Source organism: Pseudomonas sp. GW822-FHT02E03 (genome assembly GCF_058802325.1).
Genome location: NZ_JBXAOA010000005.1, coordinates 1 through 25,388 on the forward strand (window position 1 = coordinate 1; position 25,388 = coordinate 25,388).

27 protein-coding genes are annotated in these 25,388 nt (G+C 59.2%); 18 read left to right on the forward strand and 9 right to left on the reverse strand.

Annotated elements, in window-relative coordinates; all coding sequences use genetic code 11:
• Positions 1–503: 503 nt before the first annotated feature.
• The 4 genes from rhtA (at position 504) to AC1RQB_RS05340 (ending at position 3,313) form a co-directional block, all read left to right on the forward strand.
• Positions 504–1,391 carry a threonine/homoserine exporter RhtA gene (rhtA, locus tag AC1RQB_RS05325; RefSeq protein WP_008075554.1) on the forward strand — a complete coding sequence of 296 codons (888 nt, stop codon included), beginning with the start codon at positions 504–506 and terminating at the stop codon, positions 1,389–1,391.
• Between the two features lie 168 nt (positions 1,392–1,559).
• A complete protein-coding gene (locus AC1RQB_RS05330; protein WP_063341042.1) occupies positions 1,560–1,841 on the forward strand; it encodes a hypothetical protein in 282 nt (93 codons plus the stop codon).
• Positions 1,842–1,939: 98 nt separating this feature from the next.
• Complete coding sequence (locus AC1RQB_RS05335; protein ID WP_063341043.1) at positions 1,940–2,680, forward strand: SDR family oxidoreductase; 741 nt, start codon at positions 1,940–1,942, stop codon at positions 2,678–2,680.
• Positions 2,681–2,716: 36 nt separating this feature from the next.
• Positions 2,717–3,313 (forward strand): 2-hydroxychromene-2-carboxylate isomerase, encoded by a 597-nt coding sequence (locus AC1RQB_RS05340; RefSeq protein ID WP_063341044.1) that lies wholly within the window; start codon positions 2,717–2,719, stop codon positions 3,311–3,313.
• 58 nt (positions 3,314–3,371) lie between these two features.
• Here AC1RQB_RS05340 and AC1RQB_RS05345 read toward each other — a convergent pair whose 3' ends face one another.
• The 4 genes from AC1RQB_RS05345 to AC1RQB_RS05360 all read right to left on the reverse strand — a co-directional run bounded on the left by AC1RQB_RS05345 (position 3,372) and on the right by AC1RQB_RS05360 (position 7,593).
• The gene (locus tag AC1RQB_RS05345) at positions 3,372–5,180 is read right to left on the reverse strand and encodes an aminopeptidase P family protein (protein ID WP_063341045.1); all 1,809 of its coding nucleotides are present in this window, start codon (positions 5,178–5,180) and stop codon (positions 3,372–3,374) included.
• A 55-nt stretch (positions 5,181–5,235) separates the two neighbouring features.
• Positions 5,236–6,402, reverse strand: a complete 1,167-nt coding sequence (locus tag AC1RQB_RS05350; protein ID WP_063341046.1) for a cysteine desulfurase family protein — start codon at positions 6,400–6,402, stop codon at positions 5,236–5,238.
• Between the two features lie 205 nt (positions 6,403–6,607).
• A complete protein-coding gene (locus AC1RQB_RS05355) occupies positions 6,608–7,222 on the reverse strand; it encodes a LysE family translocator (protein WP_063341047.1) in 615 nt (204 codons plus the stop codon).
• Positions 7,223–7,323: 101 nt separating this feature from the next.
• Complete coding sequence (locus AC1RQB_RS05360) at positions 7,324–7,593, reverse strand: hypothetical protein (RefSeq protein ID WP_063341048.1); 270 nt, start codon at positions 7,591–7,593, stop codon at positions 7,324–7,326.
• Positions 7,594–7,816: 223 nt separating this feature from the next.
• Here AC1RQB_RS05360 and AC1RQB_RS05365 point away from each other — a divergent pair, with 223 nt between their 5' ends.
• The 9 genes from AC1RQB_RS05365 to AC1RQB_RS05405 all read left to right on the forward strand — a co-directional run bounded on the left by AC1RQB_RS05365 (position 7,817) and on the right by AC1RQB_RS05405 (position 14,928).
• Positions 7,817–8,275, forward strand: a complete 459-nt coding sequence (locus tag AC1RQB_RS05365; RefSeq protein WP_063341049.1) for a VOC family protein — start codon at positions 7,817–7,819, stop codon at positions 8,273–8,275.
• Between the two features lie 335 nt (positions 8,276–8,610).
• The gene (locus AC1RQB_RS05370) at positions 8,611–9,816 is read left to right on the forward strand and encodes a PepSY-associated TM helix domain-containing protein (protein WP_063341050.1); all 1,206 of its coding nucleotides are present in this window, start codon (positions 8,611–8,613) and stop codon (positions 9,814–9,816) included.
• Entirely contained in the window at positions 9,813–10,355 is a 543-nt protein-coding gene (locus tag AC1RQB_RS05375; RefSeq protein WP_063341051.1) for a PA2404 family protein, read from the forward strand. The genes AC1RQB_RS05370 and AC1RQB_RS05375 overlap by 4 nt, the downstream gene beginning before the upstream one ends.
• A complete protein-coding gene (locus AC1RQB_RS05380) occupies positions 10,352–10,672 on the forward strand; it encodes a hypothetical protein (RefSeq protein WP_063341052.1) in 321 nt (106 codons plus the stop codon). The genes AC1RQB_RS05375 and AC1RQB_RS05380 overlap by 4 nt, the downstream gene beginning before the upstream one ends.
• Positions 10,669–11,244 (forward strand): DUF6162 family protein, encoded by a 576-nt coding sequence (locus AC1RQB_RS05385; protein WP_008075577.1) that lies wholly within the window; start codon positions 10,669–10,671, stop codon positions 11,242–11,244. The genes AC1RQB_RS05380 and AC1RQB_RS05385 overlap by 4 nt, the downstream gene beginning before the upstream one ends.
• A gap of 35 nt (positions 11,245–11,279) precedes the next feature.
• The gene (locus AC1RQB_RS05390; RefSeq protein WP_063341053.1) at positions 11,280–12,209 is read left to right on the forward strand and encodes a metal ABC transporter substrate-binding protein; all 930 of its coding nucleotides are present in this window, start codon (positions 11,280–11,282) and stop codon (positions 12,207–12,209) included.
• Between the two features lie 74 nt (positions 12,210–12,283).
• Entirely contained in the window at positions 12,284–13,057 is a 774-nt protein-coding gene (locus tag AC1RQB_RS05395; RefSeq protein WP_404943050.1) for a metal ABC transporter ATP-binding protein, read from the forward strand.
• Entirely contained in the window at positions 13,057–13,956 is a 900-nt protein-coding gene (locus tag AC1RQB_RS05400) for a metal ABC transporter permease (protein WP_007906536.1), read from the forward strand. Before AC1RQB_RS05395 ends, AC1RQB_RS05400 begins: the two co-directional genes overlap by 1 nt.
• Positions 13,957–14,928, forward strand: a complete 972-nt coding sequence (locus AC1RQB_RS05405) for a metal ABC transporter substrate-binding protein (RefSeq protein WP_081235218.1) — start codon at positions 13,957–13,959, stop codon at positions 14,926–14,928.
• A 204-nt stretch (positions 14,929–15,132) separates the two neighbouring features.
• On the opposite strand, the gene AC1RQB_RS05410 is transcribed toward AC1RQB_RS05405, so the two are convergent.
• The 5 genes from AC1RQB_RS05410 to AC1RQB_RS05430 form a co-directional block, all read right to left on the reverse strand.
• Positions 15,133–15,360: an MbtH family protein gene (locus AC1RQB_RS05410; protein WP_007934245.1), complete on the reverse strand. Its 228-nt coding sequence runs from the start codon at positions 15,358–15,360 to the stop codon at positions 15,133–15,135.
• Between the two features lie 81 nt (positions 15,361–15,441).
• Positions 15,442–16,854, reverse strand: a complete 1,413-nt coding sequence (locus tag AC1RQB_RS05415; protein WP_063341054.1) for an aspartate aminotransferase family protein — start codon at positions 16,852–16,854, stop codon at positions 15,442–15,444.
• A gap of 143 nt (positions 16,855–16,997) precedes the next feature.
• Positions 16,998–17,483 (reverse strand): GNAT family N-acetyltransferase, encoded by a 486-nt coding sequence (locus AC1RQB_RS05420; protein WP_063341055.1) that lies wholly within the window; start codon positions 17,481–17,483, stop codon positions 16,998–17,000.
• A gap of 153 nt (positions 17,484–17,636) precedes the next feature.
• Positions 17,637–18,962 (reverse strand): ATP-binding protein, encoded by a 1,326-nt coding sequence (locus AC1RQB_RS05425; protein WP_063341056.1) that lies wholly within the window; start codon positions 18,960–18,962, stop codon positions 17,637–17,639.
• Positions 18,959–19,639 (reverse strand): response regulator, encoded by a 681-nt coding sequence (locus AC1RQB_RS05430; protein WP_063341057.1) that lies wholly within the window; start codon positions 19,637–19,639, stop codon positions 18,959–18,961. The genes AC1RQB_RS05425 and AC1RQB_RS05430 overlap by 4 nt, the downstream gene beginning before the upstream one ends.
• A gap of 337 nt (positions 19,640–19,976) precedes the next feature.
• Here AC1RQB_RS05430 and AC1RQB_RS05435 point away from each other — a divergent pair, with 337 nt between their 5' ends.
• The 5 genes from AC1RQB_RS05435 to dsbG all read left to right on the forward strand — a co-directional run bounded on the left by AC1RQB_RS05435 (position 19,977) and on the right by dsbG (position 25,310).
• The gene (locus tag AC1RQB_RS05435) at positions 19,977–20,672 is read left to right on the forward strand and encodes a hypothetical protein (RefSeq protein ID WP_063341058.1); all 696 of its coding nucleotides are present in this window, start codon (positions 19,977–19,979) and stop codon (positions 20,670–20,672) included.
• Positions 20,673–20,851: 179 nt separating this feature from the next.
• Positions 20,852–21,820, forward strand: a complete 969-nt coding sequence (locus tag AC1RQB_RS05440) for a tetratricopeptide repeat protein (protein WP_063341059.1) — start codon at positions 20,852–20,854, stop codon at positions 21,818–21,820.
• A gap of 141 nt (positions 21,821–21,961) precedes the next feature.
• On the forward strand, positions 21,962–23,701 hold the full coding sequence (gene dsbD, locus AC1RQB_RS05445) for a protein-disulfide reductase DsbD (protein ID WP_063343867.1): 1,740 nt from the start codon (positions 21,962–21,964) through the stop codon (positions 23,699–23,701).
• On the forward strand, positions 23,701–24,567 hold the full coding sequence (locus AC1RQB_RS05450) for a TlpA disulfide reductase family protein (protein ID WP_063341060.1): 867 nt from the start codon (positions 23,701–23,703) through the stop codon (positions 24,565–24,567). The genes dsbD and AC1RQB_RS05450 overlap by 1 nt, the downstream gene beginning before the upstream one ends.
• Positions 24,543–25,310 (forward strand): thiol:disulfide interchange protein DsbG, encoded by a 768-nt coding sequence (gene dsbG, locus AC1RQB_RS05455; RefSeq protein WP_063341061.1) that lies wholly within the window; start codon positions 24,543–24,545, stop codon positions 25,308–25,310. The genes AC1RQB_RS05450 and dsbG overlap by 25 nt, the downstream gene beginning before the upstream one ends.
• Positions 25,311–25,388: the final 78 nt, after the last annotated feature.

Consider the following 25,388-nt stretch of genomic DNA (forward strand, 5'->3'; position numbering starts at 1 on the left):
CGTCTCAACCGAGGCGCGCATTCTACAGCAGCCTCTGTTGCTGTCAAGCGGTTATTTTTAGAAGTTTTCAAAGTTTCGCTTGGAAATCTTTAACAACTTCAACCACTTGCGCTTCCGATCTCTCGTTAGCGGGAGGCGAATTCTACAGCGTTACTCGCTGCTGTCAACACCTCTTTTTCTCCGCTTTCGACCGAGAGGATCGAACCGTCAATAAGGCGAAAACACACTGCCTTACCAACTCCTTCTGGCTTCGATGAACTGAAGCGTAACCGCTGCCGAAAACTGCGTAACTCTTTGTTTACCAAGGAGTTTTCCGTTTCGACTGCGCCGGAAGTGGGGCGAATTATAGACGTCCAGAATCTGCCGTCAACCCCTGATTTGGTTTTTCTATCAGGATGTCCAAAATCCCTGCTTATATATAGACGCGCCCGTAACGAATGCGCAGTATATTGCCCAACACATACAATAATACTCTCGCTTGCTACTTCGGACGATGCCACGCAATGAATGACCACCCCCGCAGTCTTGCCTCGACCCTGTTCTCGGTTGGCCTGCTCTTGATAGCCATGGCATCAATCCAGTCCGGAGCCTCCCTGGCCAAAAGCATGTTCCCGGTTATCGGTGCTCAAGGAACGACCACCCTGCGACTGATCTTTGCCAGTGTGATCATGCTGCTGATATTGCGCCCATGGCGAGCGAAGCTCACTGCGAAATCCCTGCGCACCGTTATCGTCTACGGGATGGCGTTGGGCGGCATGAACTTCCTCTTCTATATGTCCTTGCGCACTGTCCCCCTGGGTATCGCCGTAGCCCTGGAGTTCACCGGCCCATTGGCAGTCGCTATTTACGCCTCACGTCGAGCGATCGACTTTCTGTGGATCGCTCTGGCAGCCCTGGGTTTACTGCTATTGATTCCGACAGGCGCCACGAGCACGGGCATCGATCTGGTCGGAGCAGGTTATGCCCTCGGTGCTGGTGTCTGCTGGGCGCTGTACATTCTGTTCGGCCAGAAGGCTGGTGCTGATAATGGGGTGCAGACCGCTGCGTTGGGCGTGATGATTGCCGCCCTGTTCGTAGCTCCCATTGGTATTGTCCACGCTGGCGCTGCGCTACTGACACCCTCGTTGATTCCCGTGGCCATCGGGGTCGCCATTTTGTCCACCGCCCTGCCCTACACCCTGGAGATGGTCGCCCTCACACGGATACCAGCCCGGACCTTCGGTACATTGATGAGCATCGAACCTGCGATCGGTGCGCTGTCCGGCCTGTTGTTTCTCCAGGAATACCTTTCCCTGTCACAGTGGCTGGCTATCCTGTGCATCATTCTGGCTTCCGTCGGCGCGACCATGACCATGGGAAGTAACGCCAAGCCTGTGGTCGCAGCAGATTGAAACAAGATTGACGCAGGTCTGGTATTTACCGCTCAATTAGGCCATGTTTAGGCTACGTAACTCAGTGTCAGACATGGATTTTTTCAGATAGGGATATCAGAACGCTTCAAGCAAAAGCGAATGCAGGCAGACCCAGGCACAGATCCGGGGCCGCTATTAAGGACAGCAATGAAACGAATTTTGATACTGATCGCCGTACTTGCAATTGCGGGCTGCGCAGCGACCTCGAAACCCCAGACGAAACACGGCAAGAAAGGACTGCATATCAATTGTTCGGGGCTCTCGTCCTCGTGGGACAAATGCTACACCAGCGCCGCCAACTCGTGCGCGCCCAAGGGTTACAAGGTCATCGCCAAGTCAGGGGATACGGTGGAAGAGCCCGGTGACTATCCGTTCGGCCTCAACCCTGCCGGCTACACCAGCCGCAGCATGATCGTCATCTGCAAGTAACCCTCGCTTCCTATCGGGCTTGCGTAGCCCGATAGGCGCTTCGCCCCGATGCTGCTAACGTTCGTCAGTCAATGACCGTTCAGCAAAGGGCGATATCCATGACCACCGCAATCAATAACAAGAAAACCGTATTGGTCGTCGGCGCAGGCGATGCCACCGGCGGCGCCATCGCCAAACGTTTTGCCCGTGAAGGGTATATCGCCTGCGTCACACGTCGCAGCGCAGACAAACTCCAGCCATTGGTAGACTCCATCACCGCCAGTGGCGGTGAGGCCCACGGTTTTGCCTGCGATGCGCGTAATGAAGAAGACGTGATAGCGCTCATCGAGCAGATCGAAACCGAGCTCGGTCCCATCGAAGCGTTTGTCTTCAATATCGGCGCCAATGTGCCGTGCAGCATCCTCGAAGAAACCGCCCGCAAGTATTTCAAGATTTGGGAAATGGCCTGTTTCTCAGGGTTTCTCAACGCCCGTGAAGTGGCCAAGCGCATGGTCACCCGCCAACGGGGCACGATCCTGTTCACCGGCGCCACTGCTGGCTTGCGCGGCGCCGCGGGTTTCGCCGCCTTCGCCGGGGCCAAGCACGGGATTCGCGCCTTGGCGCAAAGCATGGCCCGCGAACTGGGGCCGATGAACATCCATGTCGCCCACGTCGTAGTGGATGGCGCCATCGATACCGACTTTATCCGCGACAACTTCCCGGAAAAATACGCGACCAAGGATCAGGACGGCATCCTCAATCCCGAGCATATCGCCGACAACTATTGGTACCTGCACAGCCAGCCACGGGACGCCTGGACCTTCGAGCTGGATCTGCGCCCCTGGAACGAACGCTGGTAGCCCTCCCCTTCCAACAATAAGAAGAGCACATCGACCATGAGCAAAACCGTGGAGTTCTTTTTCGACCTTGGCAGCCCCGCCACTTACCTGGCTTATACCCAGCTGCCCAAGATCTGCAAACAGACCGATAGTCAGCTGATCTACAGACCGATGCTGCTGGGTGGCGTCTTCAAAGCTACTGGCAATGCTTCCCCCATCACCGTACTGGCCAAGGGTCGCTACATGTTTCAGGACCTGGATCGCTATGCCAAACGCTATGGCGTACCGCTGAAGTTCAACCCGAACTTCCCGATCAATACCCTGATGCTGATGCGCGCTGTCACAGGTATGAAACTACGCCATCCCGAACGCTTTCAGGCGTTTATCGATTGCCTGTTTCACGCCCTTTGGGTTGAGGGACGCAGCCTCGATGATCCAGCGACTGTTGCCGCCGTGCTGACGCAAAACGGTTTCGATCCGAACGAGGTGCTGGCACTGACCGCCGATGAAACCGTCAAAGCCGCCCTCAAGGAAAACACCGAGGAAGCGGTGCAACGTGGTGTATTCGGTGCACCGAGCATGTTTGTCGGTGATCAGTTGTTCTTCGGCCAGGATCGGCTGGACTTCGTCCTTGAAGCCCTGCGTGCGCAATAACCAGCGCCGGCCTATGACCTGAGCCAGGCGCTGGACACAGCGCCTGGACTCAAACCGCTCAAATAGCCGCGGTTCGGGTGTTCAACCATTCGAGGGCCGCACCGTTGAGCAACGGGCTCAAGCGTTCACGCACCTCGGCGTGATAACCGTTGAACCACTGCTTTTCGTCTTCAGTCAGCAGCGACGGTTCCAGGCAACGAGTGTCGATCGGGCACAGGGTCAGGGTTTCGAATTTCAGGAACTCACCGAATTCGCTCTTGCCTGCTTCGCGATTCAATACCAGATTCTCGATCCGCACACCCCAGCGACCCGGACGGTAAGTGCCCGGTTCGATGGACGTGATCATCCCCGGCTGCATCGCGGTTTGCGGTGCCGCCGCGGCCTGATAGGCGATGACTTGCGGGCCTTCGTGAACATTGAGGAAATAGCCGACGCCGTGACCGGTGCCGTGGCCGTAGTCGACGCTTTCGGCCCAGATCGGTGCACGGGCAATAGCGTCCAGCAACGGCGACAGAATGCCTCGTGGGAACTGTGCACGGGAGAGCGCAATCACGCCTTTGAGTACGCGGGTGCAATCGCGCTTCTGCTCGTCAGTCGGCGTACCCACCGGCACCATTCGGGTGATGTCGGTGGTTCCGCCCAGGTATTGGCCGCCGGAGTCGATCAGCAACAAGCCGTCACCCTCGATCACCGCGTGTTCTTCTTCAGTGGCGTGGTAGTGCGGCATCGCACCGTTGGCGTTAAACGCGGCAATGGTGTTGAAGCTCAGCGACACATAATCCGGACGTAGGGTACGCGCCGCGGTCAGGTGTTCGTCGATGGTCAGTTCGGTGATGCGCTCACGCCCCCAAGCCGCTTCCAGCCAGGCGAAGAATTCACACAGCGCCGCGCCGTCCTGCTCCATTGCCCGACGAATGTGCTCAGCATCGGCCAGGCTTTTCTGCGACTTGGCCAGAGTGGTCGGGTTCAGACCTTCGAGCAGTTTCACGCCGCTGTTCAGGTTATCCAGCAGACCGGCCGTGACCCGCGCTGGATCGACTTGCAGGCTCTCGCCGCTCGGCACGGCGCGCAAGGCGGCGGTGACTTCGCTGTAATCGCGCAGGGTCACGCCGTCCTGTTCAAGAATGGCGCGTAGCTCGGCGCTCACTTTGCTCAGGGCGACGAACAAGGTGGCCTGCTGCTGGCTGATCAGGGCGAAGGACACGAACACCGGATTGAACGACACATCGCCGCCGCGCAGGTTGAACAGCCAGGCGATGTCATCGAGGGTGGCGATGAAGTGCCAGTCGGCACCGCGCTCTTTCAGCACCTCACGCAGTTTGGCGAGTTTTTCGCCACGGCTGACCGTCGCCTGAGGCGGCAAGTGTTGATAGATCGGCTCATTCGGCAGACTTGGACGATCACTCCAGACTTCACTCAGCAGATCGATGTCGGTGCGCAGACGTGCGCCGCGTTCTTCAAGTTTGCTGCTCAAAGTACGCGCGGAGGCCACGGCCATCACCGCGCCATCGACTGCGACGACACCGCCTTCAGGGGTTTGCTCGGCCAGCCAATCGAGCGGGCCGGGTTGACCCGGTTGCAGCTTGACCAGTTCGATGCCGCTGCCCTTGAGTTCCTTGCTCGCTTGTTCCCAATAGCGGCTATCGGCCCAGACACCGGCAAAATCCGGCGTGACGATCAGCGTGCCCACTGAGCCATGAAAACCTGACAGCCACTGCCGTCCCTGCCAATAGCCCGGCAGGTATTCCGACAGGTGCGGGTCGGCCGACGGCACCAGCAGAGCATGAATGCCCTCCCGGCTCATCAGCTCGCGGGTTTGCGCCAAGCGCTGGGGTACCAATCCATTGGTCAAAGGCTGTGTACTCATCGTGTCTCCTGCTAACCACTCATCATTATTATTCGGTGCCGATCGGAGTCGGCGCTTAAGGACCTGTCGCCCAGAATGCCGGAGCACTGGCGCAAGTTGCTTTAATCAGGTGTACCGCCTGGTCGACATCCTGCTCGGTGGTGAAACGCCCCAGGCTCAAGCGAATGGTGCGACTGGCTGAGCGTGCGTCATGCCCCAGGGCCAGCAATACATGGGACGGTGCATTGCTGGCGGAATTACAGGCCGAGGTCGCGGAAAACGCGATCGAGGTGCTCAAAGCCGCGGAACTGAACTCGCCTTCGTTGAAAGTCAGGCTCAGGGTATGGGGAATGCGCTGGGTCGGGCTGCCATTGAGGCGCACCCCGGGAATGCTCAGCAGCGGCTCGAGCAAGCGTTCACGCAGACGTGTGATGGTGGCTTTTTCTTCATCGAACGAGGTGGCCGCCAACGCGAAGGCTGCCCCCATTGCGGCAATCTGGTGCGTCGCCAGCGTGCCGGAACGCAACCCGCCCTCGTGACCGCCGCCGTGGATCTGCGCCTGCAGACGCTGCTGAACACGAGGACCGACATACAGCGCGCCGATGCCTTTGGGACCGTAGACCTTGTGCGCCGAGAACGACATCAAATCCACCGGCCACCGGGCCAGATCGATCGCCACTTTGCCCGCGCCCTGAGCCGCATCAACGTGGAATAACGCATCGCGATCACGCACCATCTGGCCGATGGCCGGGATGTCGTTGATGGTGCCCAGTTCGTTATTGACCAGCATCAATGACACCAGAAAGGTGTCCTCACGCATCGCTTCACTGACCGCTTGTGGAGTAATCAGGCCTTCGGCATCGGGCACCAGATACGTCACCGCAATGCCTGCGTCCTGCAACTGTTTTGCAGTGTCGAGAATCGCTTTGTGTTCGATCTGGCTGGTGATGATGTGACCGCCGGATACACCGCGAGCCTGGGCCACGCCCTTGAGGGCAAGGTTGTTGGATTCGGTGGCGCCGGAAGTCCAGACAATCTGTTCCGCCTGGGCGCCCACCAACTCGGCGACCTGGCGCCGTGCTTGCTCGACCGATTGCCGGGCCTGTTGGCCGAAGGCGTGGGAACTGGACGCTGGATTGCCGAAGTTACCGGTGAATCCCAGACACTCGATCATGACCTTGATGACCCGCTCATCCACCGGCGTGGTGGCGGCGTAGTCGAAATACAACGGACGTTTATTCATAAAAGACTCGCAGAGCGTGTTCCGGGATCAGGAAGCTCGTCACTGGAAATGTCAAAGCGCCGCCTCATGAGCGACGCCGAATTTTCAGAACGACAGCAATACCTGATCGGAGGCCATTAAAGAAGAACAACTTCATTTAAAAGTGCGTAGGAACGCTCCTGAAGTCGAGCTTAACAGGCATCGGGCCACCGGATGAAGCAATGCGTCAGCTAAAACTTTCGAGCAATAACGGATACATCGAAGCCACCAACAATAAGGCCATACCCCAGTTGAACAGCCGCAACCAGCGGCGATCGCGCAGCACATTGCGCAACAGCGTGCCGCAACCGGCCCACACCCCGACGCTTGGCAGGTTGATCAAGGCGAAGACCGCGGCAATCACAATCACATTGGTGAAATAGCCCTGCATCGGCGTGTAGGTGCTGATGGCACCGATGGCCATGATCCAGGCCTTGGGGTTGACCCATTGAAACGCTGCCGCACCCAAATAACTGATCGGCGTGCCCTCGCCCTGTTCACCCTCGGCTACCGGCCCGGAATGAGCAATCTTCCACGCCAGGTACAGCAAATACGCCGCGCCGACATAGCGCAACACGGTGTAAAGCATTGGATAGGTTTGAAACACCGTGCCCAGGCCGAAACCGACGGCGACCACCAGGACGAAGAAGCCACAAGTGATGCCCAGCATGTGGGGAATGGTGCGCTGAAAGCCGAAATTCACGCCCGAGGCCAGCAACATGGTGTTGTTCGGACCAGGGGTGATCGAGGTGACAAGGGCGAACAGGGCAAAGCCCAGCAGCAGGTCGAGCGAGAGTGTCATGGGTGGCAGTCCATCAGGGTCAGTCAGGTATTGACCCTATCGCACGCCTTGAGGGAAACCCATGGACAGTTGCGTGAAAGTTCGAGCCGTACAGTTGTCACTCAGCTTTGGCGACCGTGCAGCTGTACTGCGCGTTCGGCGTTCATCTCGCCTTGTTTGTCGAAACTGAACGATTTTGCCGGCTGGCCGAGCAATTCGGCTTTCTTCGCGTGGTACTCGTCGAAGGACAAGCCACGACGATTCAGCGCCTCCAGCGCCAGTTCCCGGGTTTCTTCAGCGGTATAGGGCCGCAATTCCGGTGAAACATGGCTGGCACATCCGGCGAGAATGGAGATGGCGAGCAGCAAGAAAGTGGCGAGCAGAGATTTCATTTCGGGCGTCCGCAGATCTGTGTTTGGGGCAATGAACACAGGCTACCCGTGCCGCTCGAAGGGTAGAAATCAACGCTCTCGATAGTGGGTATCGGATCAAAAGATCGCAGTCTTTGGCAACTGCTCGTCGGGCACTCGGTTGCGGGAAAAGGGCTGACCTATAGTTATTCGACCGGAAATCGGCGAAGGAACACCTTAACCCCACAACAAAAGGAGAACCGTCATGAGCGTAAAACCTATTCCAGAGGGTTATCACAGCATCACCCCTTATTTAGGCATTCAGAAAGCTGCCGAAGCCATCGACTTCTACAAGAAGGCCTTTGGCGCCACCGAAGTCATGCGCCTGGCCATGCCCGATGGCGGGATCGGGCACGCTGAGCTGCGTATTGGTGACTGCCCGATCATGCTTGGCACACCCTGCGACCAGGGCCCATTGAGCAACCCGGACAAGTCGCCGTCCGTGGGGCTGCATCTGTATGTGAACGATGTGGACAAGTCCTTTAAACAGGCCATCGATGCCGGTGCCACGGTGGTGTCGGAGGTCAAGGATCAGTTTTATGGCGACCGTTCGGGGACTTTGAAGGATCCCTACGGGCATCTATGGTTTTTGGCCACGCACAAGGAGGATTTGACTCAGGAGCAGATCGAACAGCGGGCGAAGGAGATGTTTAAGCAGGGTTGAGATCTTCGGTGCCTGATCAGACCTTATCGCGGGCAAGCCCGCTCCCACATTGGACGGTGTACACAAAGCCACTGTGGGAGCGGACTTGTCCGCGATGGGGCCACCACATTCAACATCAATGTTGACCGTCAGACGCCTTCCGCGAGCAAGCCCGCACAGGGCAGTAGAAACACGAAACATTTACTTTCATATCCCCTTTCGGGATTTTCGATGCTCATACGTCTTATTTAGATGCAGTCGGTCGCGTAGGCAAAAGCCACGGCCGGACTTTTCATGGACCGCACCGCTGGGAAGCCCGCAGCAGTCGTCCTCTCATCGAAACAAGACCTTTAATCATGTCGAAGAAATCCCGCTCAAAACTCTGGTTTCTGGTCCATAGCTGGCTGGCGCTGCCCATCTGGTTTTTTGTATTGATCGTCTGTGTGACCGGCACGCTGGCGGTGGTCAGTCAGGAAATCGTCTGGCTGGCCAACCCGCAAATGCGCGCCAGCGCGCCTTCAGACGACGCGCCGCTGCTCAGCTATGACCAGATCATCGCCGCTATCAAAAAGGCCGAACCCCAAACGCTGGTCGAGAGCATCAGTCGCCCCGACGAGTCGCATTTCGCCCTGGACGTGGACGTCAGTTACCCGGACGGCCGCTCGGTGACGGTCTATGTGAACCCCTACAGCGGGGTGATTCAGGGCACCGCTCCACAATTCAACTTCAAGGCATTCACCCGCGCACTGCATGGCTGGTGGCTGGTGCCGTTCACCAACGGCTACAGCTGGGGCTGGTATCTGGTGTCGTTCCTCGGGTTGCCGATGCTGGCGTCGCTGGTGACCGGGTTGGTGGTCTACAAACGGTTCTGGAAAGGCTTCTTCCGACCGACCCTGCGCATTCGCCATGGCGCGCGGATTTTCTGGGGCGACTTTCACCGGCTCAGCGGCATCTGGTCGATCTGGTTCATTGCGGTGATCTCGATCACCGGTGTCTGGTTCCTGATCAAGGCGATTCTGTTCGACAACCAGATTTCGATTACCACGGAACCGGTGGTGTCGGTCGTCTCGCGCGAAAGCGTGCCGTTGACCAGCACCGGCAAACCGGCCCCGATGATCAGCCTGGAACAGGCGATCAAGGTCGCTCAGGAACAGATCCCCGGACTGGAAGCGAGTTTCGTCAGCCTGCCAGGCAACGCCTATAGCCACCTGTCGGTCGGTGGTCGAAGCTGGTATCCGCTGATGTTCCAGACGGCCGAGGTCAACCCGTACAACGGCGATATTGCCAGCACACGACTGCTGTCCGATCGCTCCAGCCTGGAATTCGTGACCGAGTCGATGCGTCCGTTGCACACCGGTGACTTTGGCGGGATCTGGATCAAGCTGATCTGGTTCTTCTTCGGTTTGCTGCTGAGCATGATGGTGCTCAGCGGCTTGCTGATCTGGACCAAACGCACCGCCCTGGCCACCGCCAATGCGTTCAAGCGCAGCAACAAGGCTCCGCTCCCGGTGCCGAGACCGCAAACGGTCATGAACCAACAGACTCCGGAGGGCAACCTGTGAGCAAGACGATCACTGCACCGCAGCCTTCCCGGGCGAGCCAGCTCTGGCGCAAATGGCGCTTCCACATCAACATTTTCTTGCTGCTGATCCCTTTGGGCTTCATGCCCAAATACTTTGCCGACGCCTCGCTGTTTCGCGGCGACAGCGGACTGGGGGAACGGGAAATCGGCGAAATCCAGGTCGGTCCCTGGAGCCTGCAACTGGCCGAACTGCGCAACGAGGCGCCCCTGTTGACTGGCCCCGCCGGCTACATGAAAGGCTTCAACGCAGCACTGTGCGAGCGCTGTCGCGATGAGGTCAAGGCGACTTACCTGCGCATCGGCAAACCCCGCAGCCTGCGCGCGGCCGGGGTGATTTTCTTCGGCACGCCGTACCGCATGGGCGCGATGCTGCCGGTGCCCGAAAAGACCAAAACCGACGCCGAGCTGTGGATCACCATGGAAGGTTGGGACGGCGCCATGCATCAAGCGTCCATCCCCCTGAGCCAGGCATCCCCGGCCACCCTCGCCTGGCTGAACAAACAAGGAGGCAAACCATGATCAACGCTTTTCGCCCCGTTCTATTAATGTTCTGCGCCGCCTTCAGCACCAGCGCCCTGGCTCACAACCCGATGTGCGAATGCAAGGCCATCGATGCCGAACAGATCCAGTGCACCGGCGGTTTCTCCGACGGCAGCGGCGCGCCGGGCGTGACCCTGGACGTGATCGGCTACGACGAAACCATTCTGGTGCCGGGCAAACTCGGCGCCGATTCGACCCTGACGTTCAAGAAGCCCGGCGCCGAGTTCTACGTGCTGTTCGACGCCGGTCCCGGCCACGTCGTCGAGATCGACCAAGCGGACATCCAAGCCCCATGACTACACCAACCACACACATCGTCCGCCCGGCCGGCGCCGGCCATGAAACCCTCTATGTGTTGCTGCTGTGCCTGATGATCCTGGCGGTTGCCGGCTCGGTAGTCGCCTGGCGTGGCGAGGCTCAGGAGGTGAGCAGCGTGGGCAGCCATCAGTTGGATGCCCGTCGTGACCTGAGCGCCTCCGAGCAAGGTATTTACGCCGACCTGCGGGTCACGCTGGATGAAATTCATCTGTTGCGTCAGGAACAGCAGGCGCTGCCCACACCCGCCACCCTCGCCGATGAAGGCTTTGCGCCGTTTGCCCAGGACGCCAGTTCTGTCAGCCGCGGCAGCCATGCCTGGCAGTTGCTGGGCGCGAAGGCGTATTTCGGCCAAAGCCAGACCCCAACCGTTGCCGGTTCGTTTCTGATGCGCTTGACCGCTGAAGACGACACTGCGCCGGACATCTGGCTCAACCGCGCCAGCACCCTCAACGCCCCGAACGATCTCACCGACGCTGCGCTCAACGGCGCCGGCTGGCAGCAGATCGTCGCGCAATTCGATGCCGGCGTCACCCGCCAGCATCGGCATTGAACCCTCGCCTTCACCCGAGAGAAGACCGCTTTCCCATGCCTAGTTCATCTCAACGTCATTCCTTTTTGCGCCTGCTACTGGTCGGTCTGTTTGCCTGTTTGCTGACACCTCTGGCCAGTGCCGACGAAGCCAAACGCCTGCGCATCGGCATCACCCTGCACCCTTATTACAGTTACGTGGCCAACATCGTCGGTGACAAAGCCGAAGTGGTGCCGCTGATCCCGGCCGGTTTCAATCCGCATGCCTACGAGCCGCGGGCCGAAGACATCAAACGCATCAGCGGGCTGGACGTGGTCGTACTTAACGGCGTGGGCCATGACGACTTCGCCGACCGCATGATCGCCGCCAGCGAAACGCCGAACATCAAAGTGATCGAAGCCAACGAAAACGTGCCCCTGCTGGCCGCCACCGGTGTCGCTGCACGGGGCGCCGGCAAGGTGGTCAACCCGCACACATTCCTGTCGATCAGCGCTTCCATTGCCCAGATCAACAACATCGCCCGGGAACTGGGCAAGCTCGACCCGGCCAACGCCAAAACCTATACCCAGAACGCCCGCGCCTATGGAAAACGCCTGCGGCAGATGCGCGCCGACGCCCTGGCAAAACTGACCCAGGCGCCGAACGCCGAGTTGCGCGTGGCCACGGTGCATGCCGCCTACGATTATTTGCTGCGCGAGTTTGGCCTGGAAGTGACTGCTGTGGTCGAGCCGGCCCACGGTATCGAACCGAGCCCCAGCCAGCTGAAAAAGACCATCGATCAGCTGCGGGAGCTGGACGTGAAAGTGATCTTCTCGGAGATGGATTTCCCGTCCACTTACGTCGAGACCATTCAGCGTGAATCCGGGGTGAAACTGTATCCGCTGTCGCACATTTCCTATGGCGAATACACCGCCGACAAGTACGAAAAAGAAATGACCGGCAACCTCAATACCGTCGTCCGCGCGATTCAGGAGTCCGGCGCATGACCGCTAAAGAAACCATCACTCAATCCCCTGTGGGAGCGGGCTTGCTCGCGAAGAGGGAGTATCAGTCGACATCAATGTTGACTGATCCAGCGCTTTCGCGAGCAAGTCGGATCGCCGCACCGCCGCTCCCACAGGTTTCGGGGCCGACCCTGGATTTCGCAGAGGTCAGCCTCACGCTGGGGCGCACGACGATCCTCGACAAGGTGACCTTTGAGGTTCGGCCCGGCAGCGTGCATGCACTGGTCGGCCCCAACGGTGGTGGCAAGAGTTCATTGATCAAGACTTTGCTCGGGCAGATGCCGCATCAGGGCCGCTTGAGCCTGCAATGGCCCGGTGAACCGGGGACCATCGGCTATGTGCCTCAGGCGCTGGAGTTCGATCGCGGTTTACCGATGACTGTCGATGACTTCATGGCCGCGATGTGCCAGCGGCGCCCGGCGTTTCTCGGGTTGAGTAAACACTACGCGGCGGCCATCGGCGAAGCACTGGAACGGGTCGGCATGCAGGACAAGCGCAAGCGGCGCATGGGCGCATTGTCCGGCGGTGAGCGCCAGCGCGTTTTGTTGGCCCAAGGTTTGATTCCGGCGCCGCAGTTGCTGGTGCTCGACGAACCGATGTCGGCCCTTGATGAGGCCGGTATTCAAGTGTTCGAACGACTACTGGGCGACTGGCGCCAAAGCGGCATCACCGTGCTGTGGATCGAGCATGATCTGGAGGCGGTCGGGCGACTGGCGGACCGGGTCACCGGGCTCAATCGCCGGGTGCTGTTCGATGCCACGCCGAAACAGGCACTGACCCCGGAGCGACTGCTGACCTTGTTCTCGACCCATCCCCGGAGCGCCGCCTGATGAGTTACGAAGCCTTTCGTTTGATGGTCCAGGGTTGGGCCTCGTCGGGTTACCTGCCGGAAGCGCTGGCCTATGGATTTGTGGTCAACGCGCTGCTCGCGGGGCTGTTGATCGGCCCGGTGTTGGGCGGCTTGGGTACGCTGGTGGTGGTCAAGCGTTTCGCGTTTTTCTCCGAAGCCGTGGGCCATGCGGCGCTGACCGGTGTGGCCATCGGCATTCTGCTGGGTGAACCCTACACCGGGCCTTATGGCAGCCTGTTTGGTTACTGCCTGCTGTTCGGCATTTTGCTCAACTATTTACGCAACCGTACGGGGCTGGCGCCGGATACTTTGATCGGTGTGTTCCTTTCTGTGTCGTTGGCGTTGGGCGCCAGCCTGTTATTGATTCTGGCAGGCAAAATCAACGTGCACATCCTGGAAAACGTGCTGTTCGGTTCAGTGCTGACAGTCAACGGCAATGACTTGCTGGTGTTGGCCATTGTTGGTTCGCTGGTGATGGCGCTGGCCCTGCCGCTGTACAACCGCATCATGCTCGCCAGTTTCAATCCGCAGCTGGCGGCGGTACGTGGTGTGGCGGTGAAGACTCTGGATTACCTGTTCGTGATTCTGGTGACCCTGATCACGGTGGCGGCGGTAAAAGTCATCGGGGCGATTCTGGTCGGCGCACTGTTGGTGATTCCAGCGGCGGCCGCGCGATTGCTCAGTCAGTCGCTCAAGGGTTTTTTCTGGTGTTCGGTGCTGATCGCCACGGTGAGCACGCTGTGCGGAATTCTCGCGCCGATTGTCTTTGACCTGCCTATCCCGTCCGGTGCCGCGATCATTCTGGTGGCCGGTATCGCCTTCGCCCTGGCCGCGATTGCTCGTGGCATCGTTCCAAGTCTGAAAGGGAACCTCGGATAAATGTCTTTTTCTCTGCGTCAATTGACCCTGGCGCTGACCTTGTGTGGGCCAGCCTCGTTCAACGCATCCGCCACCGATACCTTCGAACCGATGCGTCTGGTGGCCAATCACGGTGTCGGTAACACCGCGCTCTTCGCCTCGACTTCAACGCACAAAATGCTGGTGCTGGCGGCGTTGCCTGTGACCTACGGTCTGGGTGCCCTGCTGCTGGAGGGCACCGATGTCAGCCTTGAGCGCGCCGCGCCGGCCAACCTGCCCGGCAGTCGGCAGACCGCTTATTTCACCGGCCGTGGCGCTCAAGCGCTCAATAAGCTGGCGATCGACGCCGATGCGGTCATCGGCCTGCGTTCGCTATGGCCGGATGATCCGCTGTACCCGAACGCCCGTCGCAGCAATATCCGCATCATTGAAATCGACGCCGCCCGCCCGGTGGACGGCGCCCTGCCCGGCATCGCCGTACAGCCAGGCAGCAAGATCGACGGTTTGAACAGTCAGCCTTGGTTGTCCAGCAACAACATGGGCCGGATGGCGGATGTGATGGCGGCAGACCTGGTGCGCCTGGCGCCAGCGGCCAAACCGAAGATAGACGCCAACCTGGCAGCACTCAAACAGCGCCTGCTCAAGCTCAGCGCTGACAGCGAATCACGCTTGGCCAATGCCGACAACTTGAGTGTGATGAGCCTGAGCGATCATTTCGGCTACCTGATCGGCGGCCTTAACCTGGAGCTGATCGGCCTGGATGCACGGCCGGATGCCGAGTGGACGCCGGAGGCGCTCAAACAACTGGGTGCGACGCTCAAAGACAATGACGTGGCGGTGGTATTGCATCATCGCCAGCCGCCGGACGCGGTGAAAGCGTTGATTGCCGAGACGGGTAGTCGGTTGGTGGTGTTGAGTGTCGATGCGGCGGATCCGGTGGCCGAATTGGAAGGGAATGTGGGTTTGGTGATTAAAGGGTTGGACGGCGCGTAACGTCAGTTGCACCGTGTAATCGTTCTTCGCGAGCAAGCCCGCTCCCACATTTGATCGGTAGTGATCGTAGATTCTGTGATCGACACAAGTCCACTGTGGGAGCGGGCTTGCTCGCGAAGGTGGCCTGACAGGCAACACGGAATCCAGACCAAGAAAAAGCCCGCTGAACCGATAAGATCAGCGGGCTTCTTTTTGCGCGGTGACTCAGTGAGCCACAGCCGCCTGTTCTTCCATTTTCTGGCGCAGGCTCAGTGGACGCATGTCGGTCCAGACCTCTTCGATGTAGGCCAGGCATTCCTTTTTCAGGCCACTCTTGCCCACGGTGCGCCAGCCTTGTGGCACGGCTTTGTAGTCGGGCCAGATCGAGTATTGCTCTTCGTGGTTGACCACGACCTGAAAGAGGATGTCCTCGCGGTCGAATACTGACGTCATGCTGTCTCTCCATCGCTGTAGGGTGGGCTGCACGCCGTGCGCAGCCGTTATGTAGAAGGAACGTTCAAGGCACCAAAAAATTTAGAGGCTGGCAGTGGCTGCGGCCATGGCCCTGCCGAAAATGTCGGCCACCCGATCGATTTCCGCGGCTGTGATCACCAACGGTGGCAGGAAACGCACGACACCGCCGTGACGCCCGCCCAGCTCGAGGATCAATCCGCGTTTGAGGCATTCGCGCTGCACCAACGGCGCCAGCCGAGCGAATATCGGTGGATGCCCTTGAGCGTCCGGCGCGCCGGTCGGGTCGACCAGCTCAACGCCCAGCATCAAGCCCCGCCCGCGGATATCGCCCAGTTGCGGGAAGTCCCGTTGCAGGATGTGCAGGTGTTCACTCAAGCGTTCGCCCATGGCGGCGGCGTGCTCGCAAACCTTGTGCTCTGTCAGGTAGCGCATCACCGCAGAGCCTGCGGCCATCGCCATCTGATTACCGCGGAAGGTCCCGGCATGGGCGCCCGGCAGCCAGGTGTCGAGCCAGTCGCGATAGACCACCACCGCCAGCGGCAGGCTGCCGCCGATGGCTTTGGACATCACCACCACGTCCGGAATGATCCCGGCGTGCTCGAAGGCGAACATCTTGCCGGTACGGGCGAAACCGCTCTGGATTTCATCGACGATCAGCGCTACGCCGGCCTTCTCGGTGATGCGTCGCAAGCCGCGCAGCCAGTCGAGATCGGCCGGAATCACCCCGCCCTCGCCCTGTACCGCTTCGACGATCACCGCAGCAGGCAATTGCACGCCGGCCTCTGGATCATTCAGCAGGTTTTCCAGGTAATTGAGGTTGACCTGCACCCCCTGCGCGCCGCCGAGCCCGAACGGGCAACGGTAATCATAGGGATACGGCATGAACTGCACGCCACTGCTGAGCAACGCACCCAACGGTTTCTTCGGCCCCAGACTGCCCATCAGGCTCAGCGCGCCCTGGCTCATGCCGTGATAACCGCCCTGGAACGACAAAACCGTGCTGCGTCCGGTGGCGGTGCGCACCAGTTTCAGCGCGGCTTCTACCGCATCGGTGCCGGTGGGGCCGCAGAACTGAATCTTCGCTTCAGCGGCCAATGCCGGCGGCAACAGACCGAACAGGTCCTGAACAAACTGATCCTTGACCGGCGTGGTGAGGTCGAGTGTATGCAGCGGCAGTTCATCGGTCAGCACTTGCTGGATCGCTTCGATCACCACCGGGTGGTTGTGTCCCAAAGCCAGAGTCCCCGCACCGGCCAGGCAATCAATGAAACTGCGGCCTTCGACATCCTCGACATAAATGCCCTTGGCTCGCTTGAGTGCCAGGGGAATGCGCCGCGGATAGCTGCGAGCGTTCGACTCCTGCTGGCTTTGACGAGCCAGCAATGGCGATTCGTTGAACTGATAAAGCGTCTCGGCAGGCGTCGGAACGATCCGGGCAGGCTGATCTTCGATAAGGCTGATAGCGACTGACATCTCTCGATCCCTCAATACGCTGTTGATAGTGACCAAAACTGCACACCGGGCAGGTGCGCGTTCCGGTCACGGGGCGCACTTGCAGGTTTTCCTGTTTTGGAAACGCATCAGGACCTCAAGGATTTAGACCCTCGATCAGCTTTCTATGAAGGTGGTGACAGCGCCTTGTGCATGGGAATGGCGTGGAGTCCCGCCACGGTGAAGGTTTCAGCGCAAGCCCGGTAACCCAGACGGTGATAAAACGCCTCACCGGTACGGGTGCTGTTGAGCCGCGCGTGAGGCAAACCCTGAGCGATCAACCAGGTTTCGAGATCATGCACCAGCGCTTGTCCGGCGCCTCGCCGAAACCATTCCGGCTGTACATAGCAGAACGCGACCTTGCCGCTGATCGCCGCCATAGCGACGCCGATAGGTTTGTCCTGCAACAGGGCGATGTTCAGGTACAACCGCGAGTCGGCCAGCCAGGGCTGCACGTGTTCGATGGTTTTATTGTGGGTCCAGGTGGCGACGGTTCGCGGATCGTTGCGATGGTCCAGCGCGCAGCCGACGCGAATGGAGCGCTCGACGATGCGGCTGATGATGCCGGCGTCGGCAGCCGTTGCCTTGCAGATGTGTATCGATGCATCCATGGCGCTGTTACCTCAATCCATTGAGTCAAAGCTGCCAGGGACGATAGCGCTGTGGGGGCCGGGTGGCTAATGGAGAGACGTTACATTTGGTGTGCGACACAGAAACAGTGTGGGAGCGGACTTGCCCGCTCCCACAGGGTTTTGTGTTGTTGGTTAGACCGGTTGCAGAGGCATCGTCAATTCGACCCGCAAGCCATCCGGGCGGCTGTCGAAATGCAGGGTGCAGCCGCAACGCTGGACGATGGCCTGGACAATCGCCAGGCCGAGGCCGCAACCGGTGCTCTGGCCGTTGCGCCAGAAGCGTTGGGTCAGGTGTTGCAGGTCATCTTCGGCAATCCCCGGGCCGTGGTCGCGGACCAAAAAGCGCACACGATTGTTGGTGGTCTCCAGGCTCAGCTCCACGGCCCCATTTCCTGGGGTATGGCGCAGGGCGTTGTCGAGCAAGTTGCGCAATGCGGCAATCGACAGCACCGCGGGCATTTGCAGCGGCGCATCGGAGAATGTGGTCGGCAACTGAAACTTGATCCGCTGACGATCACCGCTGGCCGCATCCTGTATCGCCAGTTTCGCCACCTGTTCGGCGCTGCATTGCACGCCATCATCGAACGACAGACTGCCCTCGACGCGCGCCAGCAGCAGCAATTGTTCAAGCGTGCGGTGAAGTCGGTCAGCGCCCTCTTCAGCCCGCGCCAGGGACTGATCCCGGGCGCTGCCTTCAGTCATGCGCGCCACTTGCAGATGGGTTTTGATCGCGGTCAGCGGGCTGCGCAATTCATGCGCGGCATCACCGGTCAGGCGCCGTTCGCGCTCGATGGTCTTGCCAATGCGCAAGAACAACTGATTCTGAGTTTCCAGCAGCGGTTGCAGTTCGCTGGGCAGCGGCTGGATCTGCAACGGCTCCAGAGAATCGGCACTGCGCCGCATCAGCGCATCGCGCATACGATTGAGCGGTGCCAGCCCCTGACCGATGCCGAGCCACAACAGACACAGGCAGCCGAGCAGCGCCACGCCGACCGGTACCGAGGCCGCCAGCAGGATGGACATGTTCAGCGCTTCGCGCTCGATTTGCCGGTCGGCGGTGGTAATGCGCACATCACCGCGCGCCAGGGTGAAACTGCGCCACGGTGCGCCGTCGATCATTTGATCGTGGAAGCCCATTTTTTCGGCTTCCAGGGTTTGTTCGGGGCTACTGTGGCTGCGGGCCAGGATTTCGCCGCGCAACGAGCTGACCTGACAGGCCATGCCGCCAGGGATGCTCAGCTGTTCAGCGCTGAAATGGGTCCCCTCGCCCTTGCTCGGCAACGCCGGCAGTTGCTCCAGCAGCCCGGCCACCATCCGCGCGGACGCCACTAGCCGCTGGTCCAGGGAAAACATCATCTGGTTGCGCAGATCACTGAGCATCCAGGCGGCGGCCAGGGCCCAGATCAGCGCAAACGCGGCGCCGAGGGTCAGGCTCAGGCGCAAACGCAGACTCATCACTTCGATTGCTCTCCGCCATCGGCCGGCCCCAGGCGATAGCCCAAGCCACGCACGGTCTCGACGATGCCGTTGCCGAGTTTGCGCCGCAGGTGATGGATATGCACGTTGAGGGCGTTGCTTTCCAGTTCGTCGTTGAAACCGTAGACGCTGTCTTTCAATTGCTCGGTGGACAGCACCCGGCCACGGTTGTGCAGCAAGGCCTGCAACAGTGACTGTTCGCGACGGGAAAGGTCCACCGGCTGACCGCCGAGCAGGGTTTCGCGGCTGCTGGGGTCGTAGGTCAAACGGCCATGTTCAATCAGGTTGACGCTGCGACCCGCCACCCGTCGCAACAGCGTATGCAGACGGGCGGCGAGTTCGCGCAGGTCAAACGGTTTGAGCAAGTAGTCATCGGCACCGGCTTGCAGGCCGTCGACCCGGTCGGTGACCGAATCCCGCGCAGTGAGGATCAGCACCGGGATTTCGAGGCCATGGTGACGCAACTGCTGCAACAACTTGAGGCCATCTTCGTCCGGCAGGCCGAGATCGAGCACCATGACGTCGAACTCGGCCACCTTGAGCATCGCCCGGGCGGCGGAAGCGGTGGCCACGTGTTCCACCGTCAGGCCCTGGGCCGTGAGGCCGGCAACAATGCCGCTGGCAATCAGCTCATCGTCTTCGCAAACCAGTACGTGCATGGGAGCTCCATGAGCAAAAACGCGAGTCAAACAGATGTGGATTAAGCCGCAATTATGGCAAGCCCCACGGCCGACGAGAAGCAGGCCTTTCGTTCAGTGGTCGTCCAGCGTACCAGATGGGTATTTGATGATCGCCTTAATCATTTTGACACCCTCCTCTTAGTTGACATGAAACATAGCAGTCTCAAACCGAAACAATCAACCCACAAAAAGCCATATCAAAGATCAATATCTAACGATAGTCTAACTCCGACATTAACACCCCACACTATCAGGCTCGAAGATATGCCATTTATTTACTATAAACACTCTTCAGCCAACTGAAAGGAATCAGATCATGCCGACACTCAAGAATTTTGTTGCCGTCGATTGGCGCGCAGGAAAAGATAAAATTTACTTCTTCTTCAAAGACAGCAATACATACTCCAGATTTGATCTTGGCGAGGACAAGGTTGACGAGGGATATCCTGCCGAGATAACAGCCGATAACTGGGGAAGCTTTCACGCTCACGTCAAAGATCTGCGTTTCGGGTTTACAGTCACCGGGGTTGGGGGCTACCCGAACGGAGGGGATGACATTTTATGGCTGTTCTATTATGCCAATGGCACTCCGATGGTCTGTAAGTACGACCAGGATTACGACAAAGTAACCGGGACCTATCGTCTTGAAGATTCGTTGTGGCACTCGCTACTTCCTTATTTCGACCGCATCGTGGCCGGCACATGGTGGGAAATATTCGGCCACAAGTATCTGTTCAAATTTTTGACGAATGATGGACACTACATCAACTTCAATTACACAACACAAAAAACATCAATAGCTCCCATCACATCTGGCTCCTGGCCTGGATTGGATCTTTATAAAAACCAAATCATTACGGCTGTGCAAAACGATGCCCCACTTTTCAACAGCTATTTCTATATCTTTCTGACCAACAACAGATACATCAGATACAACATAAAGGACAACAGGGCAGAGACTGGGCCGACAAGAGTAGATGACGACTCCTGGCCAGGGTTGATACAAGACTGAGACGGCATCGGATTCCGCTTCTTGGGAGGATCATGCCTTGGGCCGGGGGACCGCTGGCTTTTCTCCAGACGACGGGTGATTCCTCGCGCGTCATATATATATGTAACGCACGTCCTCCTTCTCACCTGAATAACCTGTGTGCGTACCACCCCAATTGTCCACTCACACAGGTATTGACTATGTATACACACTCATCCGCTTTGACGACGCTGTTCAGCTTGCTCAACACATTGAGCTCGCTGATTGCCCGGTTGACCAATGAGCAAGAAGCCGCCAGAAAAAAGGGGCTGGAGCTCTACAACCTGGGGGAATACCGGGATTCGGAGGCTTATCTGACCATTGCCGCCACCGCTGGAGATCGTGAATCGCAGTACGCACTCGCGGAAGTCATCAGGCGCCGGGAAAACAACCTCAAGGAGGAGGATAAAACCCACGCCGACGGAGAATGGTACGCCCTGGCAGCAGCTCAGGGCGACGTCTACGCCCTGCTGCGATTGGCTGATGACGCGTCCCTTAGGCAAGCCAAATTACTTGCGCAAGGGCGTGCCGACAGCGGCGATGGCGAAGCCATGCTTCAACTTTATGAAATAACCAAGGATATCGCCTGGCTGAAAAAATCGGCTGAAGCAGGTTTTCTGGAAGGGCAATACATACTCGCCATCGTGTATGACAAGGACCACACCCTCATTCCGGATGCGATTGAACGCAGTTCCACTATCGACCGTTGGCTCAAACGTGCGGCCGAGGCGGGGTTCTCCCGAGCGATGCACTGGCACAGCAATCGCCCACCCATTAGCCATGATCTTCCCGCCAGGAGAGAGTGGCTGATCAAAAGGGCGCAATTGAACGATGTAAACGCGGTGCTCGAGTACGGCTATGGGTTGGGTGGCGTCTACGAGGATGAGAACGGCATCGATACTGAATATGGCTTCGAGAAGGACCTGATCAAAAGTTATGGCCTCATTTGGCTGGTGCTCGATAACTCCCGGGAATCCCCGCGCTACAACACCGCGTTAAACAATCTTTCAATCATTGCGCAGGACATGTCCAAAGAAGACATAGAAGCCGGCAAGGTATTTGCGCAGGAGTGGAAGCGTACGCATCCCCCACTGTCGGAATTCAGATTGACCTACAGCGATCTTCAGTAAGCCATTAAGGATGATTCGCGTTGTGAATCCTGGATTCCAGCGCGAATCAGCCTGGCTAATAAATCATGTCCTGCTCGTTAACACCGGGTTAATCGGCAGCCATCATCGTGCTCGGCAATTGCAATGTTTAAGGCCTTGTCGATGCGCGGTTTTCTTGTTTTTCTTCTCTGGCTGTTTGCCAGCCTTGCTCAGGCGCAGCCGGGGAACAATCCATTCGACAGAAAACCCGACTTTCTACCCATCGAAAAAGCGTTCATCTTCACCTCCGAGCGCCTGGCGTCCGGTGAAACGCAATTGTTCTGGCAGATTGCCAACGGTTACTACCTTTACCAAAAACGCCTGAAGTTCGACGATTTGCCTGCGCAGTACAAACCGGTGTTGCCTGAAGGTGAAGCTCACAGCGATGAGTTTTTCGGTGAACAGCAGGTTTATCGCCAAGGCCTGGAACTGAAGATCCCGGCGGGTGCCAGCGGCCAGATCAAGGTGGGTTTCCAGGGCTGTGCCGATGCCGGGTTGTGTTATCCGCCCCACACTCAAGTGGTGTATTTAGGCAACACCACAATGCCGAGCCTTTTAAATGAGGCACCGGATCAAGCCTTGGCCAGCGACCTGCAACAACGGGCGCTGGGCTGGAGCTTGCTGGTGTTCTTCGGCTTGGGCCTGCTGCTGGCGTTCACGCCTTGCTCGTTGCCGATGTTGCCGATTCTGGCGGGGTTGATCGTTGGCAGTGGCGCCACGCCCAAGCGCGGTTTTGCACTGGCCGGCAGCTACGTGATCAGCATGGCACTGGTGTATGCGGCGATGGGCGTGCTGGCGGCATTGCTCGGGGCGAACCTTCAGGCACTGCTGCAGAATCCATGGCTGCTGGGCAGCTTTGCGGCGGTGTTCGTGCTGCTGGCCTTGCCGATGTTCGGTTTCTTCGAGCTGCAGTTGCCGGTGGCGGTGCGTGATCGACTGGAACATGTTTCGCGCAATCAGCGCGGTGGCAACCTGATCGGTGCCGGTGTGCTCGGGGCTTTGTCCGGCCTGCTGGTGGGACCGTGCATGACCGCCCCATTGGCCGGCGCCCTGCTCTATATCGCCCAGAGCGGCAATGCGCTGCACGGCGGGCTGATTCTGTTCGCCATGGGCATCGGCATCGGTATACCGCTGCTGTTGCTGGTGACCGTCGGCAATCGTTTCCTGCCCAAACCCGGCGCCTGGATGAACCTGCTCAAAGGCGTGTTCGGTTTCCTGTTCCTCGCCACCGCGCTGCTGATGCTGCGCCCGGTGCTGGATGAATCGCTGTGGCTCGGGTTGTGCGGTGCCTTGCTGCTGATCGCCGCCTATAGCGCCTGGAAGCAATCGCAGGGGTTTGGCCGGATTGCCCATCTGTTCGGCGCCAGTTCGCTGCTATTGGGTCTATGGGGCAGTCTGCTGGTGGTCGGTGCGGCGGGTGGCAGTGACGATCCGTATCAGCCATTGCAGGTGTACAGCGCCGGCCGTACCGACGCCGCCGCGCCCAGCATTCATGATGCCTTCACGACGATCAAGGAACCCGCGGTGCTGCAACGCGAACTCGATGCGGCCAAGGCCCAGGGCCAATGGGTGCTGCTGGACTACTACGCCGACTGGTGTGTGGCGTGCAAAGTCATGGAAAAACAGGTCTTCGGCAAACCGCAGGTCCTGCAAGCGCTCAGCGATGTACGCTTGCTACGGCTGGACGTCACCGCCGACAATGCCGCCAGCCGCGAACTGCTCGGCCGTTATAAAGTGCCGGGGCCGCCAAGCCTGTTGTGGATCGGCACTGACGGCATCGAGCGCCGCAGCCAGCGCATCACCGGCGAGGTCGATGCCGACACCTTCCTGCAACGCTGGACCACCACCCGAGACGCTCGTTAATGCTGACCTTTACCCTCGGCACCTTTGCCATCGCGCTTAATCACCTGCTGCTGATCAGTGCCCTGGCACTGGCGACTTTTGTCGGCTGGCGGGTGGCCAAGCGTGGTGGCGAGAACCCGGAGTCGGTGCTGTTCAGCCTGTTCCTGCTGGGCCTGCTGGCGGCCCGGGTCGGTTTCGTGATTGCCTACTGGGCGCAGTATCGCAACGATCCATGGCAGATCATCGACCTGCGCGACGGTGGTTTTCTCGCCTGGCCGGGGGTGGTCGTGTTGCTGCTTGCTGCGTTGTATCGAGGCTGGCGTCGCCCGGGCATGCGTCGGCCGTTGGGCTTCGGCGTAGGCAGCGGTTTGGTGTTCTGGCTGCTGGCGACGTTCTCCCTGAGTATTTACGAACAAGGCACACGCCTGCCGCAGATCACCCTGCGCAATGCCGCTGGCCAAACCATACAGCTCAGCGACTACCAGGGCGGTCCGCTGGTCATCAACCTTTGGGCGACCTGGTGCCCGCCATGCCGCCGGGAAATGCCGGTGCTGGAAAACGCCCAGATGCAGCGCCCGGACCTGACCTTCCTGTTCGTCAACCAGGCCGAAAGCATGCAGAGCGTCGCCACCTTCCTCGAAACCCAGGGCCTGAGCCTGACTAACGTGCTGTTCGATGGCCGCGGTCGATTGAGTCAGGCCGTGGGTTCCATGGCATTGCCGACTACGCTGTTCTATAGCCCCGACGGGCACCTGCTGGGCAGCCATCTGGGCGAGCTCTCTGAAGCCAGCCTGACCCGCGCCCTGGAAAACTTCGACACCCCGAACCCGGCCACCTCGGCCACGCCTTCAAGGAAATTGCCATGCTCCGCCTCCGCCACCTGCTGACGTTAACCCTGGGTGCCGCCCTGCTGCACTTGCCGTCGGTACAGGCCGAAGAATTGCCTGAAGCGATCAAGAAGATCGAAGCCAAAGGCGCCAAAATTGTTGGCACCTTCGACGCGCCCGACGGCCTGCGCGGTTATGCGGCGCAGTACCAGAACCGTGGCATGGCGTTGTACCTGACCCCGGACGGCAAACATGTACTGCTGGGCAATTTGTACGACGCCGAAGGCAATGACCTGAGCAGCGCGCCGTTGCAAAAACTGGTCTACGCGCCGATGGCCAAGGAAGTCTGGAGCAAGATGGAAGCGAGCAACTGGATCGGTGACGGCAACAAGGACGCACCGCGAATCGTCTATCTGTTCAGTGACCCGAATTGCCCGTACTGCAACATGTTCTGGGAACAGGCGCGGCCGTGGGTCAAGGCTGGCAAGGTGCAGTTGCGGCACATCATGGTCGGCATCATTCGCGAAGACAGCCCGGGTAAATCCGCCGCGCTGCTGGCCGCCAAGGATCCGCAAAAGGCGTTGGCAGACCACGAGAAATCCGGCAAAGACAGTTCGCTCAAAGCCCTGAAAGATGTGCCCCCGGCGATTCAGGCGAAACTCGCGGCGAACATGCAGTTGATGGAAGAGCTGGAACTGGCCGCCACGCCGGCGATTTTCTACATAGATGACAAGGGCCAGCTGCAACAGCAGCAAGGTGCGCCGTCGCCGGAGAAACTGGTGAAGATTCTGGGGCCGAAGTAAGTAATTCAGCCCGTCGGATTTGTGGTGACAGCAGTAACGCCATCGCGGGCAAGCCCGCTCCCACAGGGTTATACGACC

Excerpts from the sequence above, each read along its gene's own strand:
- AC1RQB_RS05415 (WP_063341054.1), bottom strand. The coding sequence starts at position 16,854 with ATGTCAGTCGCTATCAGCCTTATCGAAGATCAGCCTGCCCGGATCGTT.
- AC1RQB_RS05420 (WP_063341055.1), bottom strand. The coding sequence starts at position 17,483 with ATGGATGCATCGATACACATCTGCAAGGCAACGGCTGCCGACGCCGGC.
- AC1RQB_RS05450 (WP_063341060.1), top strand. The coding sequence starts at position 23,701 with ATGCTGACCTTTACCCTCGGCACCTTTGCCATCGCGCTTAATCACCTG.
- AC1RQB_RS05365 (WP_063341049.1), top strand. The coding sequence starts at position 7,817 with ATGAGCGTAAAACCTATTCCAGAGGGTTATCACAGCATCACCCCTTAT.
- dsbD (WP_063343867.1), top strand. The coding sequence starts at position 21,962 with ATGCGCGGTTTTCTTGTTTTTCTTCTCTGGCTGTTTGCCAGCCTTGCT.
- AC1RQB_RS05340 (WP_063341044.1), top strand. The coding sequence starts at position 2,717 with ATGAGCAAAACCGTGGAGTTCTTTTTCGACCTTGGCAGCCCCGCCACT.
- AC1RQB_RS05435 (WP_063341058.1), top strand. The coding sequence starts at position 19,977 with ATGCCGACACTCAAGAATTTTGTTGCCGTCGATTGGCGCGCAGGAAAA.
- dsbG (WP_063341061.1), top strand. The coding sequence starts at position 24,543 with ATGCTCCGCCTCCGCCACCTGCTGACGTTAACCCTGGGTGCCGCCCTG.
- AC1RQB_RS05440 (WP_063341059.1), top strand. The coding sequence starts at position 20,852 with ATGTATACACACTCATCCGCTTTGACGACGCTGTTCAGCTTGCTCAAC.
- rhtA (WP_008075554.1), top strand. The coding sequence starts at position 504 with ATGAATGACCACCCCCGCAGTCTTGCCTCGACCCTGTTCTCGGTTGGC.
- AC1RQB_RS05390 (WP_063341053.1), top strand. The coding sequence starts at position 11,280 with ATGCCTAGTTCATCTCAACGTCATTCCTTTTTGCGCCTGCTACTGGTC.
- AC1RQB_RS05385 (WP_008075577.1), top strand. The coding sequence starts at position 10,669 with ATGACTACACCAACCACACACATCGTCCGCCCGGCCGGCGCCGGCCAT.
- AC1RQB_RS05355 (WP_063341047.1), bottom strand. The coding sequence starts at position 7,222 with ATGACACTCTCGCTCGACCTGCTGCTGGGCTTTGCCCTGTTCGCCCTT.
- AC1RQB_RS05350 (WP_063341046.1), bottom strand. The coding sequence starts at position 6,402 with ATGAATAAACGTCCGTTGTATTTCGACTACGCCGCCACCACGCCGGTG.
- AC1RQB_RS05430 (WP_063341057.1), bottom strand. The coding sequence starts at position 19,639 with ATGCACGTACTGGTTTGCGAAGACGATGAGCTGATTGCCAGCGGCATT.
- AC1RQB_RS05335 (WP_063341043.1), top strand. The coding sequence starts at position 1,940 with ATGACCACCGCAATCAATAACAAGAAAACCGTATTGGTCGTCGGCGCA.
- AC1RQB_RS05370 (WP_063341050.1), top strand. The coding sequence starts at position 8,611 with ATGTCGAAGAAATCCCGCTCAAAACTCTGGTTTCTGGTCCATAGCTGG.
- AC1RQB_RS05405 (WP_081235218.1), top strand. The coding sequence starts at position 13,957 with ATGTCTTTTTCTCTGCGTCAATTGACCCTGGCGCTGACCTTGTGTGGG.
- AC1RQB_RS05380 (WP_063341052.1), top strand. The coding sequence starts at position 10,352 with ATGATCAACGCTTTTCGCCCCGTTCTATTAATGTTCTGCGCCGCCTTC.
- AC1RQB_RS05330 (WP_063341042.1), top strand. The coding sequence starts at position 1,560 with ATGAAACGAATTTTGATACTGATCGCCGTACTTGCAATTGCGGGCTGC.
- AC1RQB_RS05395 (WP_404943050.1), top strand. The coding sequence starts at position 12,284 with ATGTTGACTGATCCAGCGCTTTCGCGAGCAAGTCGGATCGCCGCACCG.
- AC1RQB_RS05400 (WP_007906536.1), top strand. The coding sequence starts at position 13,057 with ATGAGTTACGAAGCCTTTCGTTTGATGGTCCAGGGTTGGGCCTCGTCG.
- AC1RQB_RS05360 (WP_063341048.1), bottom strand. The coding sequence starts at position 7,593 with ATGAAATCTCTGCTCGCCACTTTCTTGCTGCTCGCCATCTCCATTCTC.
- AC1RQB_RS05410 (WP_007934245.1), bottom strand. The coding sequence starts at position 15,360 with ATGACGTCAGTATTCGACCGCGAGGACATCCTCTTTCAGGTCGTGGTC.
- AC1RQB_RS05345 (WP_063341045.1), bottom strand. The coding sequence starts at position 5,180 with ATGAGTACACAGCCTTTGACCAATGGATTGGTACCCCAGCGCTTGGCG.